The following is a 13,253-nucleotide window of genomic DNA, read 5'->3' on the forward strand; positions in this document are numbered from 1 at the left end:
TTTTATATTACTATAATAGAAAAAAATTAATTTTTCTTAAAACATAGAGTATTTTAGACCAATATTATAATTTTTAATAGATTATTATTAAAAAAATAGTTTTTAATTATATTTTTTCATTATTAAAACTACAAAACACAATCTAATCAAATAAGCTTTTCTCAAAACACTTTAACATAAAACTTTTGCGATGCAAAGGTGAATAACCAAATACTTTAATCTTTTCTATATGAGCTTTTGTACCATAACCTTTGTGTTTATCAAAATCATAATGATTATATAATTTAGAAAAATAACACATTTTCTGATCACGACTTACCTTAGCTAATATACTAGCCGCTGAAACCTCTTGTACCTTCATATCAGCTTTAATCATAGTATTAATGCCCAAAACACCATAATTTAAATTTCCATCATATAAAATCTCATCTTGGTTAAAATGTTTTTTTATTATCTTTAAGCCCAAATTTAAACACTGACTAAGTCCTAAAATATCAATTTGCAAAGGTGAAAAAGCAAGGATTAAAAAATTTGAATTAGAAAGAATTTGCTCATATAATTCTTCTCTTTTTTTTGCACTTAATTTTTTAGAATCAGCTAAACCATCAATATTTTTTAAAAGCTTACAAGCTGCCAAGTGCATATCTCCAGCTAAAGCCCCGCGCCCAGCCTCATCTACTCCAACTAAAGCCATTATTTTTCCTTTATAATAGTGTATTTTTCTACTAAATTTTCTAAAGAATAATTTATATTGGCAGGTGAGCTTGAAGGAAGTTCAAAAAATTCTTGTTCAGGATAAAATTTAGCAAAATATTTACTTGCAACTTTACCTAATACACAAATTTTTTCTATATTTGCCTTATCTAAAATAATACTTATATCATTTGCTTTGGCATAAGAAATAGTTTTATCATCTGAATTTTTTATCTTACAACTTGCTATAACATCCCAAAGTGCTATATGATTTGCTTTTAAAAAAGCCTTTTGCTCTTGTACTGTTTTTAACTCACACTCAAATAATATTTCAAAAATACGCCAAAAACGATTTTTACTATGTTGATAATAAAAATTTTCTTCTCTTGATTTAATAGATGGAAAAGAACCTAGTATCAAAACTTCTGAGTTTTCATCAAAAAAAGGTTCAAAAGGATGAGTTAGAATTTGCATATTAGGCCTTGATAAAAATAAAATATTTTATCATTTTTATCAAGATTTTTAAAATTATCCTAAAAATTCTCGTTTGAAGTATTCTTTTGGAGCTTTACACAAAGGACAGGCATTTGGTGCTTTTTTACCACGGTGTATATGCCCACAAACTTCACAAACCCATAATTCTTCTACCTCTGAATTAAAGAAATCTTCTTCTTCAAGCATTTTTTTAAGTGCTAAATATTCTCTTTCATGCTCAATTTCTACTTTACCAATAGCAGTAAATAATCTTGCTATGTTTTTCTTGCCTTCATCTTCTGCAATTTGTGCAAAATTTGGATACATGGTAGTATGCTCGTAATTTTCACCCTCTGCTGCACAGATTAAATTTTTAGCAGTTTCTTCCAAAGCTTTACCATCTACTAATTCATGGTATGCTTTAAATTCAGCTCTTGCATGCCATTTTTCATTTTCTGCAGCTTCTCTAAAATGCTTTGCAATAGCATGCCAACCTTCTTCTTGAGCAATATCTGCAAATAAATCATATTTGTTTCTTGCCATAGATTCACCTGCGAAAGCTTTCATTAAATTTATGGCTGTTAAATCTTTAGTAATGCACTCCATTTCTTGACCACAGCAACTAAGCTTTCCACCACCTACATTTTGCACTTCTACTTCATTGCCGCATTTTTGGCATTTATAGCTTTCATATTGTCTCATTTAATATCCTTGTGATTAATTTAAGTAAGATTTTGATTGAAAAACTCACCCAAATGTTATTGTAGCATTTGGGTGCTAAAAGATTTTAGTATTTTAAGAAATATTCTTGAATTTTCTTAGGATCATTTGTTTTAGTTAAAGCAAGCATTAATAATACTCTAGCTTTTTGAGGACTCATATCACCTGTATCAATAAAACCAAGTTTTGCATCAGCATCACTTACTGCAACTCTACCAGCTACTACGCGTGAGCTTACCGCTACATTAAGACCTTTTTTAAGCAATTCTTTTAATACATCTTTTTGATAATCATGAATACTGCCAGCACCTGTTCCAGCTACAACTATACCTTTAGTTCCATTTTCAAACAAAGCTTTTGCTGCAACACCGCTACCATCATTTGCATAACTATAAAGAATATCTACTTTTGGTAATTCTTTTAGCTTGCTAACATCAAATGGAGATTTTTTAGTGTGTAATTTTGTATTAGTATTGTAGAAGAATGCTTTTCCATCTACTATATAACCCATATCACCCATATCCGGTGAACTAAATGCATTTACATTTAAACTATGAGTTTTCATAACGCCTCTAGCGCTTTGAATTCTATCATTCATAGCCACCATTACACCTTTATTTTTTGCTTGTGGATCTGCTGCTAACGCTACAGCATTGTAAAGATTTTTAGGACCATCTGCACTAATTGCAGTTGATGGGCGCATTGCACCAACTAAAACAACAGGTTTATCACTTTTTACGGTTAAATTTAGGAAATATGCAGTTTCTTCCATGGTATCAGTACCATGAGTAATCACAACTCCATCTACATCAGATTTTAAAAGCCTATTGACTTCTTTAGCAAGTTTTAGCCAAATTTCATTTGTCATATCTTTACTATCAATATTTGCAATTTGATCCCCGCTAATTACTGCTAAATCTTGAATTTGAGGCACTGCTTTAATCAAAGCATCAACCCCTAAAACACCCGCTGTATAACCTGTTGTAGCTACCGAACTATCAATCGAGCCTGCAATAGTTCCACCTGTAGCTAAAATTGCAACTTTTGGTTTTGCTTCCAAAATTCCTGCTCCTAAACTTAGTGCCATAGCTGCGCACATTAACATTTTTTTCATGTTAGTCCTTTCATTAGAAATGATAAAAATTATAATGCAACTATGTTTAAATAAAAATAAATTATTAATATAAAAAATACTTTAGTAAATATTCATTAATTAAAGCCATAAATTTGCAATTTTTTTTAGTTTTTCCACATCGCTTGAAGCATAAAATTGAATGTTGGCTTCTTCTTGGATTGATGTTAAGTTAAATTCTTGTTGCAATTGCAAAGCTATAGCCTCGCCTGAATGAATAAGTTTTGTATTTTTGCCAAAATACTCTTCCAAAGAATGGGCAATTAAAGGAAAATGCGTGCATGCTAAGATTAGAGCATTAGGATGAAATTTAAGCTTATTAAAATAATACTCAAAAGCAGCTTTTAAAAAATCTCCTTGAAAAATCCCTTCTTCAACCATAGGTACAAAAAGCCCAGTTGCTTTTTCTTCCACTTTTAAAAAACCTTCTTTGATTAAAGCTTGCTTATAAGCGTGAGAATCCACGGTAGCTTGTGTTGCAATAACTAATATATTAGAGTTTTTATCTTCTAAAGAGTTTTTAACCGCTAAAACCCCTGCTTCTATAACTCCAAGAACCGGAAATGGTGCATTTGCTTTTAGAATTTCTAAAGCATGCGCGCTAACTGTATTACACGCAATAATAAGCATATCGACTTTTTTTTCTTTGAAAAACTCTAAAGCTTCTAGGGAAAATTTAATGATAGTTTTTTTATCTTTAACCCCATAAGGTACCCTTGCGGTATCTCCATAGTAAATATATTCTTTAAAAAGTTTTGCTTGAAGTAAAGATTTTAAAACACTAAGCCCACCTACACCGCTATCAAAAACGCCTAGTCTCATCAAAATCCTTAAAAAGAGAAGAAAGTAGAAAATCTACTTTCTTATAAGCCTACTGCACTTAAGGTTTGGTATTTATTCATATAAATTTGAGCTTCGATTTTTCTCATTGTATCAAGCGCTACTTGAACTACGATCAAAACAGAAGTTCCACCAAAATAAAAAGGCACACCAAACAACTTCACAATAAGCCATGGTAATGTAGCTACAAGCCCTAAATAAATAGAACCTGACAAGGTAAGTCTTGATGCTACTTCATTAAGATAATTTGCAGTTCCTTCACCTGGTCTAATACCTGGTATGAAACCGCCTTGTCTTTTAAGATTTTCAGCTATATCTTTTGCATTAAATACAATTGATGCATAAAAATACGCAAAGAAAATAACAAGTAAGAATGTTAAAAAATGAAAGAAAAATCCATTTGGATTTAAAAAGTCATAAATTTTTAACACATACTCATTTGTACTTGTTTGCAAAATAGTGCTTGGAAACATCAAAATCGCACTTGCAAAAATAGGAGGAATTACTCCACTTAAATTTATTTTAATAGGTATGTAATTCATAATGCGTTTGTTTTGATTTTGCATGATTACTTTTCTTGAGTAAGAAATAGGAATTCTTCTTTCTCCAAGCTCTACTACTATAATAGCCCAAATAGTAAGTAAAATTACAACTAAAATAGCAATGATAGTCAAGAAATTCATCTCACCTGTATTTACCAAATTTACTGTTCCACTAATTGCACCTGGAATTGTAGAAACAATACCGCCAAAGATGATCAAAGAAATACCATTTCCTATACCGCGTTGAGTGATTTGCTCACCTATCCACATTAAAAGCATGGTACCTGCAAGCATAGAAATAGCAGAAAGTGCAATAAAAGTATTCATATCAATCATAATAGCTGATTGACCTGCTTTTCCATGAAGACTTTGCAAGCCTATAGAAACACCTATACTTTGCACCAAAGTGATAACTATAGTAGCATAACGGATAATTTGCATATATTTTTGCATACCATCGCGCTCTTTTTTCATCTTTCCTATGTTAGGAAAAGTTGCCGCTAAAAGCTCCATAATAATCGAAGCAGTAATATAAGGCATAATGCCTAGAGAGATGATGCTAAGTCTTTCAGCAGCACCCCCACTAAACATATTAAACAAGCCTAATGCATTAGATGCATTAGAATCAAAAAATTCCTTGATAACACTGACATTAACCCCCGGAACTGGAACATAAGCTAATATTCTATAAGCAAATAAAAAAGCTAATGTTATGAGAATTTTATTTGTCAATGCTTTATTCATTATTTTTGTCCGCTAAAAGTGATCTTCTCGTCTTTAATTTTACTAGCAAGATCTTTAGCACTTGCTCCAATAAGCTTAACTTTATTTACATTTTTTGAAAGCTTATGAATGCTATTGATTGTTTCAAATGTAATTTCGCTAAGCTCTTTGATTGCTGTGATTTTTTCAACATTAATCACATAAGGTTTTTCAAATTTAGAAGTAAAACCTACTTTTGGTAAGCGTCTTTGAAGTGGTTGTTGACCCCCTTCAAAACCTCTTTTTTCGTTATAACCTTTTCTAGCAGTTTGGCCTTTTCCACCTTTAGTAGAAGTTTTTCCCATACCACTACCTTGACCACGGCCTATTCTTTTGGTTTTATGTGTTGAACCTGGTGCTTTTGTTAAATTCATTGATTATCCTTTAAGCATTGTAAGTGCTTTGATAGTAGCACGCACAACATTTGCTGAATTATTTGAACCTAAAGACTTAGTTAAAATGTCTTTAATACCTGCAAGTTCCACGATAGGACGTGTTGAACCACCTGCAATAACCCCTGTACCTTCACTTGCTGGTTTAAGTAAGATTCTACTTGCGTTGTATTTTACTTCTACATCATGAGGGATAGTTGAACCTTTTGTTTTAACTTCAACAATGTTTTTAAAAGCATCATCAACTGCTTTTCTGATAGCATCTGGAACTTCTTTAGCTTTTCCATAGCCCACACCAACTAAACCTTTTCTATTTCCAACGATAACTAAAGCAGTAAATCTAAATCTTCTACCACCTTTAACAACCTTAGTAACCCTGCCGATATCGACGATTACTTCTTCAAATTCTTCTCTATTATATTTTTCCATCGATCTTCCTTTTGGGTTATAGTTTGATTCCGTTTTCTCTTAGTGCTTCAGCTAATGCTGCAATAACACCATGGTATAAATAACCATTTCTATCAAACACTGCTTCTTCTATGTTTTTAGCTTTTAAAACTTTTGCAAATTCAGCTGCTATTTTTTTAGCACCTTCTTTATTTGCTTTAACACCAATTTTTCTTCCATCTACTGCTGCTAAAGTTACTGCTTTAGCATCATCGATAGCTTGGATATATAAAGTTCTGTTTGATTTAAAAACAGAAACTCTTGGAAGAGCTTGTGTTCCTGAAATTTTTGCTCTAATTCTTTTTTTTCTTTTAATTCTTAAAGATATTTTTCTTTTTAATACATTTGCTCTCATATTCTATCCTTACTTCTTAGATGTCTTACCAGCTTTGCGGATAATACGCTCATCTGAATATTTAACACCTTTTCCTTTGTAAGGCTCAGGTGGTCTAAATTCACGAATTTGAGCAGCAACTTGACCTACCACTTGTTTATCGCTACCTTTAATAATAACATTGTTTTTATCAACGGTAATTTCTATGCCTTCTGGAATAGCATAGTTGATAGGATGAGAAAAACCTAAAGCAAGTTCAAGAACTTTACCTTTTAACGCAGCTTTATAACCAACACCGTTGATTTCTAAAGTTTTGCTAAAGCCATCAGTTAAACCGATAATGATGTTTTGAGCTAAAGCTCTATAAGTTCCCCAATAAGCTCTACTTTGTCTATCTTCACCTTTAGGAGAGAAAAGAATTTGTCCTTCTTTAATCTCAACATTAACATTTGCTTTTGTATCAAGCTCTTTTGCTAAATTTCCTTTTTTGAATTTTAGCAAGTTACCTTCTAATTTTACTTCTACTCCACTTGGAATAGCAACTGGTTGTTTACCTATACGAGACATTCATTTTTCCTTTTTACTTGTCTACGATATGACTACTTTATAAGAATGGATACCGAATACCATAAAAAGTAGAAACTCTTACCAAATAGTACATAAAACTTCGCCGCCAACGCCTGCTTTATAAGCTTCGTCGTTAGCTAAAACACCTTTTGAAGTGCTTACTACGATAGTACCATAACCGTTTTTAAATCTTTTAATCTCATCTTTGCCTTTATAAACACGACGACCAGGTTTAGAAATACGCTTAACTTCGTTAATTACGCTTTTACCTTTTTCATCATATTTTAAAACTACATTGATGAATTTCTTTTTATCCTCTTCAATAACATTAAAGCTTTCAATATAGCCTTTAGCTTGGAAAATTCCAAGTAAAGCTTCGATAACTTTAGAATGCAAAAGTTGAGTAGTCTCTAATCTTCTCATCCCTGCATTTCTAATTCTTGTTAGTGAATCTGAAATTAAATCATTTATCATGGTTCTTTCCTCTTACCAACTTGCTTTTTTAAGACCAGGAATTAAACCTTCATTTGCCATTTTTCTTAAGCAAACTCTGCAAATTCCAAAATCTCTATAAACTGAATGTGGTCTTCCACAAATTTGGCATCTAGTATACCCTCTAACGCTAAATTTAGGTTTGCGGGCAGCTTTTGCAATCATTGATTTTTTAGCCATATTACTTTCCTTTTGCAAATGGCACGCCAAATAATTCTAATAATTTTTGTGCCTCTTTATCTGATTTTGCTGTTGTAACGATAGAAATGTTCATACCATGAGTTCTTAAGATTTTATCATATTCAACTTCTGGGAACATTAACTGCTCATCTAAACCAAAGTTATAGTTTCCTCTTCCATCAAAACCATCTCTTGGAAGACCTCTAAAGTCTTTAACACGAGGAAGAGCTATAGTAATAAGCTTATCTAAGAAAGCATACATATTGTCTTTTCTTAATGTTACCATTACACCTACTGGGAAGCCTTCTCTTACTTTAAAACCAGCAACTGATTTTTTAGCTTTTGTGATAACTGCTTTTTGCCCAGCGATCAATGAAATAGTATCTGCAACATTTTGTAATACTTTTTGATCTTTTGCTAATTCCCCAGCACCTACACTGATTACAACTTTTTCAATAAAAGGAACAAGCATAGGATTTTTAATATCAAATTCTTTAACTAAAGCAGGTTTGATATTTTGAGTATATTTTTCTTTCAATCTCATCATCTTATTCTCCTGCCTTTGCTACATTTGAAATATCCATTGGCATTTCTTTATTGACAAAACCACCGTTTGGATTTTTATCACTTGGCTTAACAGCTTTTTTAGCGATTTTACAACCCTCAACAATTACTTTATTTGTTTTAGGAAATACTGCTAAAACTTTACCTGTTTTGCCTTTGTCATCGCCTGCGATAACTTTTACCATATCATTCTTTTTAATTTTTAATTTCATTACAACACCTCCGGTGCTAGTGAAACAATTTTCATAAAGCCACCATATCTTACTTCACGACCTACTGGTCCAAAAATACGCGTTCCGATAGGCTCTCTTTTAGCATCAAGAATAACTGCCGCATTTTCATCAAAACGAATTAAAGAACCATTGTCTCTATGAATTTCTTTTTTAGTTCTAACGATAACTGCTTTTACTACTTGACCTTTTTTAACTTTACCATTTGGTAGAGCTTTTTTTACAGATGCAACGATTACATCACCAACAGTAGCGTATCTTCTTTTGCTACCACCTAAAACCTTAATACACATTAATTCTTTTGCACCGCTATTATCAGCAACTGCAAGCCTAGTAAAACTTTGAATCATTACTCAACTCCTGCTGATACTATAGTTTTTAAGCGAAATGATTTTCTCTTAGAAAGTGGTCTACATTCAATAGCAACTACAGTATTTCCCACTTTAAGTTCATTTCTTTCATCATGAATTAAATATTTTTTAAAGCGTTTTACGATTTTTCTGTATTTTGGGTGAACCACTTTTCTTTCAACCAAAATTGTTGCTGTTTTATCTCCAGCAATTTGAACAACAACGCCTTGAATTTCTCTTTTAAATGCCATTTTCTATCCTTATTTTAAAGCGCTAATTGCAGTATTGATTCTAGCGATGTCTTTTTTAACTTCGCTAATCTCTTTAGGATTAGTTAGCTGCATTGTTTTTAGCTTTTGTCTTAAAGTAAATAAAAGCACCTTTTTTTCTTTTAGCATTGTTGCAAGCTCACCTGCTGTTTTATCTTTAATCTCAGTATATTTCATTTTGGCTCTCTCTTGTAACAAACTTAGTTTTAAATGGCAATTTATGCATCGCTAAAGTTAAAGCTTGTCTTGCCATTTCTTCATTAACCCCTGCCATTTCATAAATAATACGACCTGGTTTAATGTTCATTACCCATTCCTCAACTGCACCTTTACCTTTACCCATACGAGTTTCTAAAGGTTTTTTAGTTAGAGGTTTATCTGGGAAAACTCTAATCCAAGTTTTACCTTGTCTTTTTACAAAACGAGTTAAAGCAATACGAGCTGCTTCGATTTGGCGTGAATTGATACGGCCAGCTTCAGTTGCTTTTAGGGCAAAATCACCAAAAGTAAATTCAGTCCCTCTGTTGGCATAACCTCTGTTACGCCCTTTCATCATTTTACGATATTTTGTTCTTTTTGGCATTAACATGATTATTTACCTCTTCTTGCTCTTCTAGTTTTTTTAGCTGGAGCGTTTTCTTCGGTTTTTTCAGGTTGAACACCCTTTTGTAAAACTTCACCTTTGAAGATCCACACTTTAATACCTATATTTCCATAAGTAGTATGTGCTTCTGCAAAACCATAATCGATTTTTGCTCTTAAAGTGTGAAGTGGAACACGACCTTCTAGGTACCATTCAGTTCTTGCCATTTCAGCACCACCTAAACGGCCTGAAACTGAAACTTTAATCCCTTTAGCACCTGCTTTTTGCGCTCCTTGAATTACTTTTTTCATTGCTCTTCTAAAAGCAATTCTTTTTTCAAGTTGAGTAGCAACACTTTCAGCTGCAAGCTGAGCTGAAGCACCTGCTTTTCTTTCTTCTTTGATATTGATATTAACTTCTTTTTTGATTAAATCTTGAAGTTCTTTTCTTAAAATATCAACATCACTACCTTTTTTACCAATAATAATCCCTGGTCTTGCAGCTACAACAGTTACTCTTAATTTTTTCGCTGTTCTTTCTACAAGAATTTGGCTAATTCCTGCATAATAAAGTTTTCTTTTTAAGAAAGTTCTGATTTTATAATCTTCACCAATATTTTCTGCTAAATTAGCTTTTGTAGGAAACCATCTTGATTCCCAATTTCTATTAATTCCTAGTCTTAAACCAATCGGATTTACTTTTTGTCCCATATTAGCTTTCCTTTTTCACTGATGCTTTTTTAGCTTTTGTAGTTTTTTCAGCACTTGCTTCTACTTTACTAACTTCTACCAAAATGTGTGAAGTTGGCTTTCTAATACGACTAGCACTTCCTCTAGCTCTTGGTCTAAATCTTTTTAAAACCGCACCAGCATCAACACGACAACTTGAAACAACAACTTCATTTGCTTCAAATCCGCCATTTGCTACAGCACTTGAAATAGCATTTGCTATAAATTTAGCACCTTTATTTGGCATAAATTTCAAACTAGCTAATGCAAGCTCTGCATTCATACCTTGAACTTCTCTAGCAATCAATCTCGCTTTAGTTGGAGATAATCTTATGAATTTAATTAACGCTCTACTCATAAATCTCCCTTACTTACCTATTTTTTTCTGAACAGAGCCTTTATGACCCTTAAATGTTCTAGTAGGTGCAAATTCACCTAATTTGTAACCGATATGATTTTCAGTAATATATACTGGGATAAAGCTTTTTCCATTATGAACATTAAAAGTTAAACCTATCATATCAGGTATAATAGTGCTGCGTCTTGACCAAGTTTTAATTGGCTTACCATCGTTAGCTTTTTTAGCAGCGATGACTTTTTTCATTACATGGTCATCAACAAAAGGACCTTTTTTTAGTGACCTAGCCATCTTACTTTCCTTTTCTTCTTGAAATTATTAGCTTATCGCTAGCTTTTTTACGGCGAGTTTTAGCACCTTTAGTTGGTTTACCCCATGGAGTAACTGGATGACGGCCTGAATTTTTCTTACCTTCACCCCCACCGTGCGGGTGATCAACTGGGTTCATCGCAGAACCTCTTGTTTGAGGACGAATACCTCTATGGCGGTTTCTTCCTGCTTTACCGATAGTCACATTTGACCATTCTTCATTACCAACTTCACCGATACTTGCCATACATTCAGCTAAAACTTGTCTCATTTCACCACTTGCAAGTCTTAAGATAACATATTTTTCTTCTTTACCCATTAATTGAGCATAAGCACCCGCTGAACGGATCATTTGTCCACCTTTGCCCGGTTTTAACTCGATATTATGTACGATAGTACCCACTGGGATGTTTCTTAATTTCATTGCATTACCTGGCTTAATGTCAAGTCCGCTTTCAGCAGCACAAATAACATCACCAACGCTTAAACCTTTTGGTTGTAAGATGTATCTTTTTTCACCATCTCTATAAGAGATTAATGCAATACGACAATTTCTGTATGGATCATACTCGATTGCTTCAACTTTACCTTCAATACCAAATTTTCTTCTTTTAAAATCTATAATTCTGTAAAGTTTTTTAGCACCTGCTTCTTTATGACGGCTTGTGATTCTACCATTATTGTTACGACCTGCATGAGCTGGAAGTTTTACAAGTAATGAACGCACACTAGCTTTTGCTGTGATATCATCAGAGCTTACACCTGTGATGTATCTTCTACTTGGAGTATATGGTTTATAAGTTTTAATTGCCATCTTATGCCTCCGAACTTTCTAAGCTCACACCTTCTGGTAGCTTAACATAGAATTTTTTAAAGCTATTTCTTTGACCTTCACGACCTCTAAAACGCTTTACTTTTCCATCCATTTTTAAAGAATTAATTCTTACTGGAGTTACACCAAAATATTCTCTTAAAACTTCTTTTAAACCATTTTTAGTCATTTTTGGAGAAGTTTGAATAACTACAACACCTTGCTCTTGAAGGTTTAAGCTTTTTTCAGTGTAAAGTATTGTTTTTATATCAGTAATATCTGCCATTTTAACCCTCTTTTACGATAGATTCAAGCGCTGCTTTTTCAATGATAACAGCATTAAATACAGATACTAAATAAGCATTTACTTCGCTAATATCAACTACATAGCAATTTGCTAAGTTTCTAAAAGCAAGAAGTGTTTTTTCATCTAGTAAATCTTTTACAATTAAAGCATCTTTTAAACCAAGCTTTTTAATAACTGCATTTGCATCTTTTGTTTTACCGCTTTCAATGCTTAAACTATCTACTGAGAATAATGCATTGTTTTGTGCTTTATCAGCCAATGCTCTTTCAAGCGCTAAGCGTTTTTGTTTTTTATTAACTTTTTGGAAATAATTACGATTGTTTGTAGGGCCAAATGCTACAGCACCACCAACCCAAACATTCGTTCTTGTTGAACCTGCTCTTGCACCACCACGACCTTTTTGTCTCCATGGTTTTTTACCACCACCGCTTACATCGCTTCTACCTTTAGTATGAGCTGTGTTTGCTCTAAGGCTAGCAAGATAAGATTTTACATATAAATAAAGGTTGTGAGGATTAACTTCTGCATATTTTGCTGGAAGATCGAGTTCACTAGCTTTTTCAAATTTATCATTTAAAACAGTTACTTTACTCATTTTGCAATCCTTATTTTACCCATAGCACCATTAAATCCTGGTACCGCACCTTTTACTACTAAGATGCCATTTTCTTCATCAAATGAAACTACTTCATTTTTAACAGTAACTTTTACATTACCATAATGACCTGCCATTTTCATACCTGGTTGAACACGACCTGGCCATTCGCGGTTACCGATTGATCCGTGGCGTCTGTGGAATCTTGAACCGTGACTTGCAGGACCTCCGGCAAATCCGTGTCTTTTAACAACCCCACTATAACCTCTACCTTTAGAATTAAAGCTTACTTTTAAGATAGAAGCTTCTTTTAAAGGATTAAGATCAATATCACCTGCTTCTGTGTTTGCTACTTCTAAAGAAGCAAATCTATTATATTCAGCTGAAAGATTGTATTTTTTTTGCTGACCCGCAATGCATTTATTATTTGCTTTGCCTTTTACATAAGCAACCAAAGCTTTTCCATTTTCTACTTCACATACTTTAGTTTGAACAAGTTTAAGTAAGGTTACAGGAATGCTTGGTGTGCTGATTGTTCTACTCATACCAATTTTTTCTACAATGTATTCCATAT

Annotated in this window: 25 protein-coding genes; all 25 read right to left on the reverse strand. The window is 32.9% G+C overall.

Going from position 1 to position 13,253, the window contains the following annotated elements:
- Positions 1 to 142: 142 nt before the first annotated feature.
- The 25 genes from L8X97_RS03955 to rplC all read right to left on the reverse strand — a co-directional run bounded on the left by L8X97_RS03955 (position 143) and on the right by rplC (position 13,251).
- A complete protein-coding gene (locus tag L8X97_RS03955; RefSeq protein WP_263662692.1) occupies positions 143 to 694 on the reverse strand; it encodes a ribonuclease HII in 552 nt (183 codons plus the stop codon).
- Complete coding sequence (locus L8X97_RS03960) at positions 694 to 1,167, reverse strand: DNA-deoxyinosine glycosylase (protein ID WP_263662693.1); 474 nt, start codon at positions 1,165 to 1,167, stop codon at positions 694 to 696. The genes L8X97_RS03955 and L8X97_RS03960 overlap by 1 nt, the downstream gene beginning before the upstream one ends.
- 54 nt (positions 1,168 to 1,221) lie before the next feature.
- Positions 1,222 to 1,869, reverse strand: coding sequence for a ferritin family protein (locus L8X97_RS03965; RefSeq protein ID WP_220567003.1), 648 nt, complete (start codon positions 1,867 to 1,869; stop codon positions 1,222 to 1,224).
- Between the two features lie 85 nt (positions 1,870 to 1,954).
- Positions 1,955 to 2,986: a type II asparaginase gene (locus L8X97_RS03970; RefSeq protein WP_263662734.1), complete on the reverse strand. Its 1,032-nt coding sequence runs from the start codon at positions 2,984 to 2,986 to the stop codon at positions 1,955 to 1,957.
- A 114-nt stretch (positions 2,987 to 3,100) separates the two neighbouring features.
- Positions 3,101 to 3,841 carry a glutamate racemase gene (murI, locus tag L8X97_RS03975; protein ID WP_133319136.1) on the reverse strand — a complete coding sequence of 247 codons (741 nt, stop codon included), beginning with the start codon at positions 3,839 to 3,841 and terminating at the stop codon, positions 3,101 to 3,103.
- Between the two features lie 41 nt (positions 3,842 to 3,882).
- The gene (secY, locus tag L8X97_RS03980) at positions 3,883 to 5,145 is read right to left on the reverse strand and encodes a preprotein translocase subunit SecY (RefSeq protein ID WP_263662694.1); all 1,263 of its coding nucleotides are present in this window, start codon (positions 5,143 to 5,145) and stop codon (positions 3,883 to 3,885) included.
- On the reverse strand, positions 5,145 to 5,537 hold the full coding sequence (gene rplO, locus L8X97_RS03985) for a 50S ribosomal protein L15 (RefSeq protein ID WP_039617163.1): 393 nt from the start codon (positions 5,535 to 5,537) through the stop codon (positions 5,145 to 5,147). The genes secY and rplO overlap by 1 nt, the downstream gene beginning before the upstream one ends.
- A gap of 3 nt (positions 5,538 to 5,540) precedes the next feature.
- A complete protein-coding gene (gene rpsE / locus L8X97_RS03990; RefSeq protein WP_039617161.1) occupies positions 5,541 to 5,984 on the reverse strand; it encodes a 30S ribosomal protein S5 in 444 nt (147 codons plus the stop codon).
- A 16-nt stretch (positions 5,985 to 6,000) separates the two neighbouring features.
- Entirely contained in the window at positions 6,001 to 6,357 is a 357-nt protein-coding gene (gene rplR / locus L8X97_RS03995) for a 50S ribosomal protein L18 (RefSeq protein ID WP_263662695.1), read from the reverse strand.
- A 9-nt stretch (positions 6,358 to 6,366) separates the two neighbouring features.
- Positions 6,367 to 6,903 (reverse strand): 50S ribosomal protein L6, encoded by a 537-nt coding sequence (gene rplF / locus L8X97_RS04000; RefSeq protein ID WP_039617154.1) that lies wholly within the window; start codon positions 6,901 to 6,903, stop codon positions 6,367 to 6,369.
- A gap of 78 nt (positions 6,904 to 6,981) precedes the next feature.
- Positions 6,982 to 7,377 carry a 30S ribosomal protein S8 gene (gene rpsH, locus L8X97_RS04005; RefSeq protein ID WP_039617152.1) on the reverse strand — a complete coding sequence of 132 codons (396 nt, stop codon included), beginning with the start codon at positions 7,375 to 7,377 and terminating at the stop codon, positions 6,982 to 6,984.
- Positions 7,378 to 7,389: 12 nt separating this feature from the next.
- Positions 7,390 to 7,575 carry a type Z 30S ribosomal protein S14 gene (locus L8X97_RS04010; RefSeq protein ID WP_012660824.1) on the reverse strand — a complete coding sequence of 62 codons (186 nt, stop codon included), beginning with the start codon at positions 7,573 to 7,575 and terminating at the stop codon, positions 7,390 to 7,392.
- 1 nt (position 7,576) lies between these two features.
- The gene (gene rplE / locus L8X97_RS04015; protein ID WP_133319134.1) at positions 7,577 to 8,122 is read right to left on the reverse strand and encodes a 50S ribosomal protein L5; all 546 of its coding nucleotides are present in this window, start codon (positions 8,120 to 8,122) and stop codon (positions 7,577 to 7,579) included.
- 1 nt (position 8,123) lies between these two features.
- On the reverse strand, positions 8,124 to 8,351 hold the full coding sequence (gene rplX / locus L8X97_RS04020; RefSeq protein WP_039664935.1) for a 50S ribosomal protein L24: 228 nt from the start codon (positions 8,349 to 8,351) through the stop codon (positions 8,124 to 8,126).
- The gene (rplN, locus tag L8X97_RS04025; protein ID WP_012660821.1) at positions 8,351 to 8,719 is read right to left on the reverse strand and encodes a 50S ribosomal protein L14; all 369 of its coding nucleotides are present in this window, start codon (positions 8,717 to 8,719) and stop codon (positions 8,351 to 8,353) included. The genes rplX and rplN overlap by 1 nt, the downstream gene beginning before the upstream one ends.
- Positions 8,719 to 8,970, reverse strand: a complete 252-nt coding sequence (gene rpsQ / locus L8X97_RS04030) for a 30S ribosomal protein S17 (RefSeq protein WP_039617148.1) — start codon at positions 8,968 to 8,970, stop codon at positions 8,719 to 8,721. Before rpsQ ends, rplN begins: the two co-directional genes overlap by 1 nt.
- Before the next feature lie 9 nt (positions 8,971 to 8,979).
- Entirely contained in the window at positions 8,980 to 9,165 is a 186-nt protein-coding gene (gene rpmC, locus L8X97_RS04035) for a 50S ribosomal protein L29 (RefSeq protein WP_012660819.1), read from the reverse strand.
- The gene (gene rplP, locus L8X97_RS04040; RefSeq protein ID WP_012660818.1) at positions 9,152 to 9,577 is read right to left on the reverse strand and encodes a 50S ribosomal protein L16; all 426 of its coding nucleotides are present in this window, start codon (positions 9,575 to 9,577) and stop codon (positions 9,152 to 9,154) included. Before rplP ends, rpmC begins: the two co-directional genes overlap by 14 nt.
- A gap of 2 nt (positions 9,578 to 9,579) precedes the next feature.
- A complete protein-coding gene (rpsC, locus tag L8X97_RS04045; RefSeq protein WP_039617145.1) occupies positions 9,580 to 10,281 on the reverse strand; it encodes a 30S ribosomal protein S3 in 702 nt (233 codons plus the stop codon).
- 1 nt (position 10,282) lies between these two features.
- Positions 10,283 to 10,657 carry a 50S ribosomal protein L22 gene (gene rplV / locus L8X97_RS04050; protein ID WP_039617143.1) on the reverse strand — a complete coding sequence of 125 codons (375 nt, stop codon included), beginning with the start codon at positions 10,655 to 10,657 and terminating at the stop codon, positions 10,283 to 10,285.
- 9 nt (positions 10,658 to 10,666) lie between these two features.
- Positions 10,667 to 10,948, reverse strand: a complete 282-nt coding sequence (gene rpsS, locus L8X97_RS04055; RefSeq protein ID WP_039664929.1) for a 30S ribosomal protein S19 — start codon at positions 10,946 to 10,948, stop codon at positions 10,667 to 10,669.
- Position 10,949: 1 nt separating this feature from the next.
- Positions 10,950 to 11,780 carry a 50S ribosomal protein L2 gene (gene rplB, locus L8X97_RS04060; protein ID WP_039625087.1) on the reverse strand — a complete coding sequence of 277 codons (831 nt, stop codon included), beginning with the start codon at positions 11,778 to 11,780 and terminating at the stop codon, positions 10,950 to 10,952.
- A gap of 1 nt (position 11,781) precedes the next feature.
- Positions 11,782 to 12,063, reverse strand: a complete 282-nt coding sequence (locus tag L8X97_RS04065; protein WP_039617139.1) for a 50S ribosomal protein L23 — start codon at positions 12,061 to 12,063, stop codon at positions 11,782 to 11,784.
- Position 12,064: 1 nt separating this feature from the next.
- On the reverse strand, positions 12,065 to 12,679 hold the full coding sequence (rplD, locus tag L8X97_RS04070; protein WP_039617137.1) for a 50S ribosomal protein L4: 615 nt from the start codon (positions 12,677 to 12,679) through the stop codon (positions 12,065 to 12,067).
- Positions 12,676 to 13,251 carry a 50S ribosomal protein L3 gene (rplC, locus tag L8X97_RS04075; RefSeq protein WP_012660811.1) on the reverse strand — a complete coding sequence of 192 codons (576 nt, stop codon included), beginning with the start codon at positions 13,249 to 13,251 and terminating at the stop codon, positions 12,676 to 12,678. The genes rplD and rplC overlap by 4 nt, the downstream gene beginning before the upstream one ends.
- Positions 13,252 to 13,253 lie beyond the last annotated feature (2 nt).

Source organism: Campylobacter sp. CNRCH_2013_0671h (genome assembly GCF_025773055.1).
Classification (GTDB): Bacteria; Campylobacterota; Campylobacteria; order Campylobacterales; family Campylobacteraceae; genus Campylobacter_D; species Campylobacter_D lari_D.

Coding starts and splice junctions, on each gene's coding strand:
- rpsE (WP_039617161.1), bottom strand. CDS start 5,984: ATGGAAAAATATAATAGAGAAGAATTTGAAGAAGTAATCGTCGATATC.
- rplC (WP_012660811.1), bottom strand. CDS start 13,251: ATGGAATACATTGTAGAAAAAATTGGTATGAGTAGAACAATCAGCACA.
- L8X97_RS03960 (WP_263662693.1), bottom strand. CDS start 1,167: ATGCAAATTCTAACTCATCCTTTTGAACCTTTTTTTGATGAAAACTCA.
- rplX (WP_039664935.1), bottom strand. CDS start 8,351: ATGAAATTAAAAATTAAAAAGAATGATATGGTAAAAGTTATCGCAGGC.
- rplD (WP_039617137.1), bottom strand. CDS start 12,679: ATGAGTAAAGTAACTGTTTTAAATGATAAATTTGAAAAAGCTAGTGAA.
- rplN (WP_012660821.1), bottom strand. CDS start 8,719: ATGATTCAAAGTTTTACTAGGCTTGCAGTTGCTGATAATAGCGGTGCA.
- rpmC (WP_012660819.1), bottom strand. CDS start 9,165: ATGAAATATACTGAGATTAAAGATAAAACAGCAGGTGAGCTTGCAACA.
- L8X97_RS04010 (WP_012660824.1), bottom strand. CDS start 7,575: ATGGCTAAAAAATCAATGATTGCAAAAGCTGCCCGCAAACCTAAATTT.
- rpsS (WP_039664929.1), bottom strand. CDS start 10,948: ATGGCTAGGTCACTAAAAAAAGGTCCTTTTGTTGATGACCATGTAATG.
- rplP (WP_012660818.1), bottom strand. CDS start 9,577: ATGTTAATGCCAAAAAGAACAAAATATCGTAAAATGATGAAAGGGCGT.
- murI (WP_133319136.1), bottom strand. CDS start 3,841: ATGAGACTAGGCGTTTTTGATAGCGGTGTAGGTGGGCTTAGTGTTTTA.
- L8X97_RS03970 (WP_263662734.1), bottom strand. CDS start 2,986: ATGTGCGCAGCTATGGCACTAAGTTTAGGAGCAGGAATTTTGGAAGCA.
- secY (WP_263662694.1), bottom strand. CDS start 5,145: ATGAATAAAGCATTGACAAATAAAATTCTCATAACATTAGCTTTTTTA.
- rpsC (WP_039617145.1), bottom strand. CDS start 10,281: ATGGGACAAAAAGTAAATCCGATTGGTTTAAGACTAGGAATTAATAGA.
- rplE (WP_133319134.1), bottom strand. CDS start 8,122: ATGATGAGATTGAAAGAAAAATATACTCAAAATATCAAACCTGCTTTA.
- rplV (WP_039617143.1), bottom strand. CDS start 10,657: ATGAGTAGAGCGTTAATTAAATTCATAAGATTATCTCCAACTAAAGCG.
- rplR (WP_263662695.1), bottom strand. CDS start 6,357: ATGAGAGCAAATGTATTAAAAAGAAAAATATCTTTAAGAATTAAAAGA.
- L8X97_RS03955 (WP_263662692.1), bottom strand. CDS start 694: ATGGCTTTAGTTGGAGTAGATGAGGCTGGGCGCGGGGCTTTAGCTGGA.
- rplF (WP_039617154.1), bottom strand. CDS start 6,903: ATGTCTCGTATAGGTAAACAACCAGTTGCTATTCCAAGTGGAGTAGAA.
- L8X97_RS04065 (WP_039617139.1), bottom strand. CDS start 12,063: ATGGCAGATATTACTGATATAAAAACAATACTTTACACTGAAAAAAGC.
- rpsQ (WP_039617148.1), bottom strand. CDS start 8,970: ATGGCATTTAAAAGAGAAATTCAAGGCGTTGTTGTTCAAATTGCTGGA.
- L8X97_RS03965 (WP_220567003.1), bottom strand. CDS start 1,869: ATGAGACAATATGAAAGCTATAAATGCCAAAAATGCGGCAATGAAGTA.
- rplO (WP_039617163.1), bottom strand. CDS start 5,537: ATGAATTTAACAAAAGCACCAGGTTCAACACATAAAACCAAAAGAATA.
- rplB (WP_039625087.1), bottom strand. CDS start 11,780: ATGGCAATTAAAACTTATAAACCATATACTCCAAGTAGAAGATACATC.
- rpsH (WP_039617152.1), bottom strand. CDS start 7,377: ATGATAAATGATTTAATTTCAGATTCACTAACAAGAATTAGAAATGCA.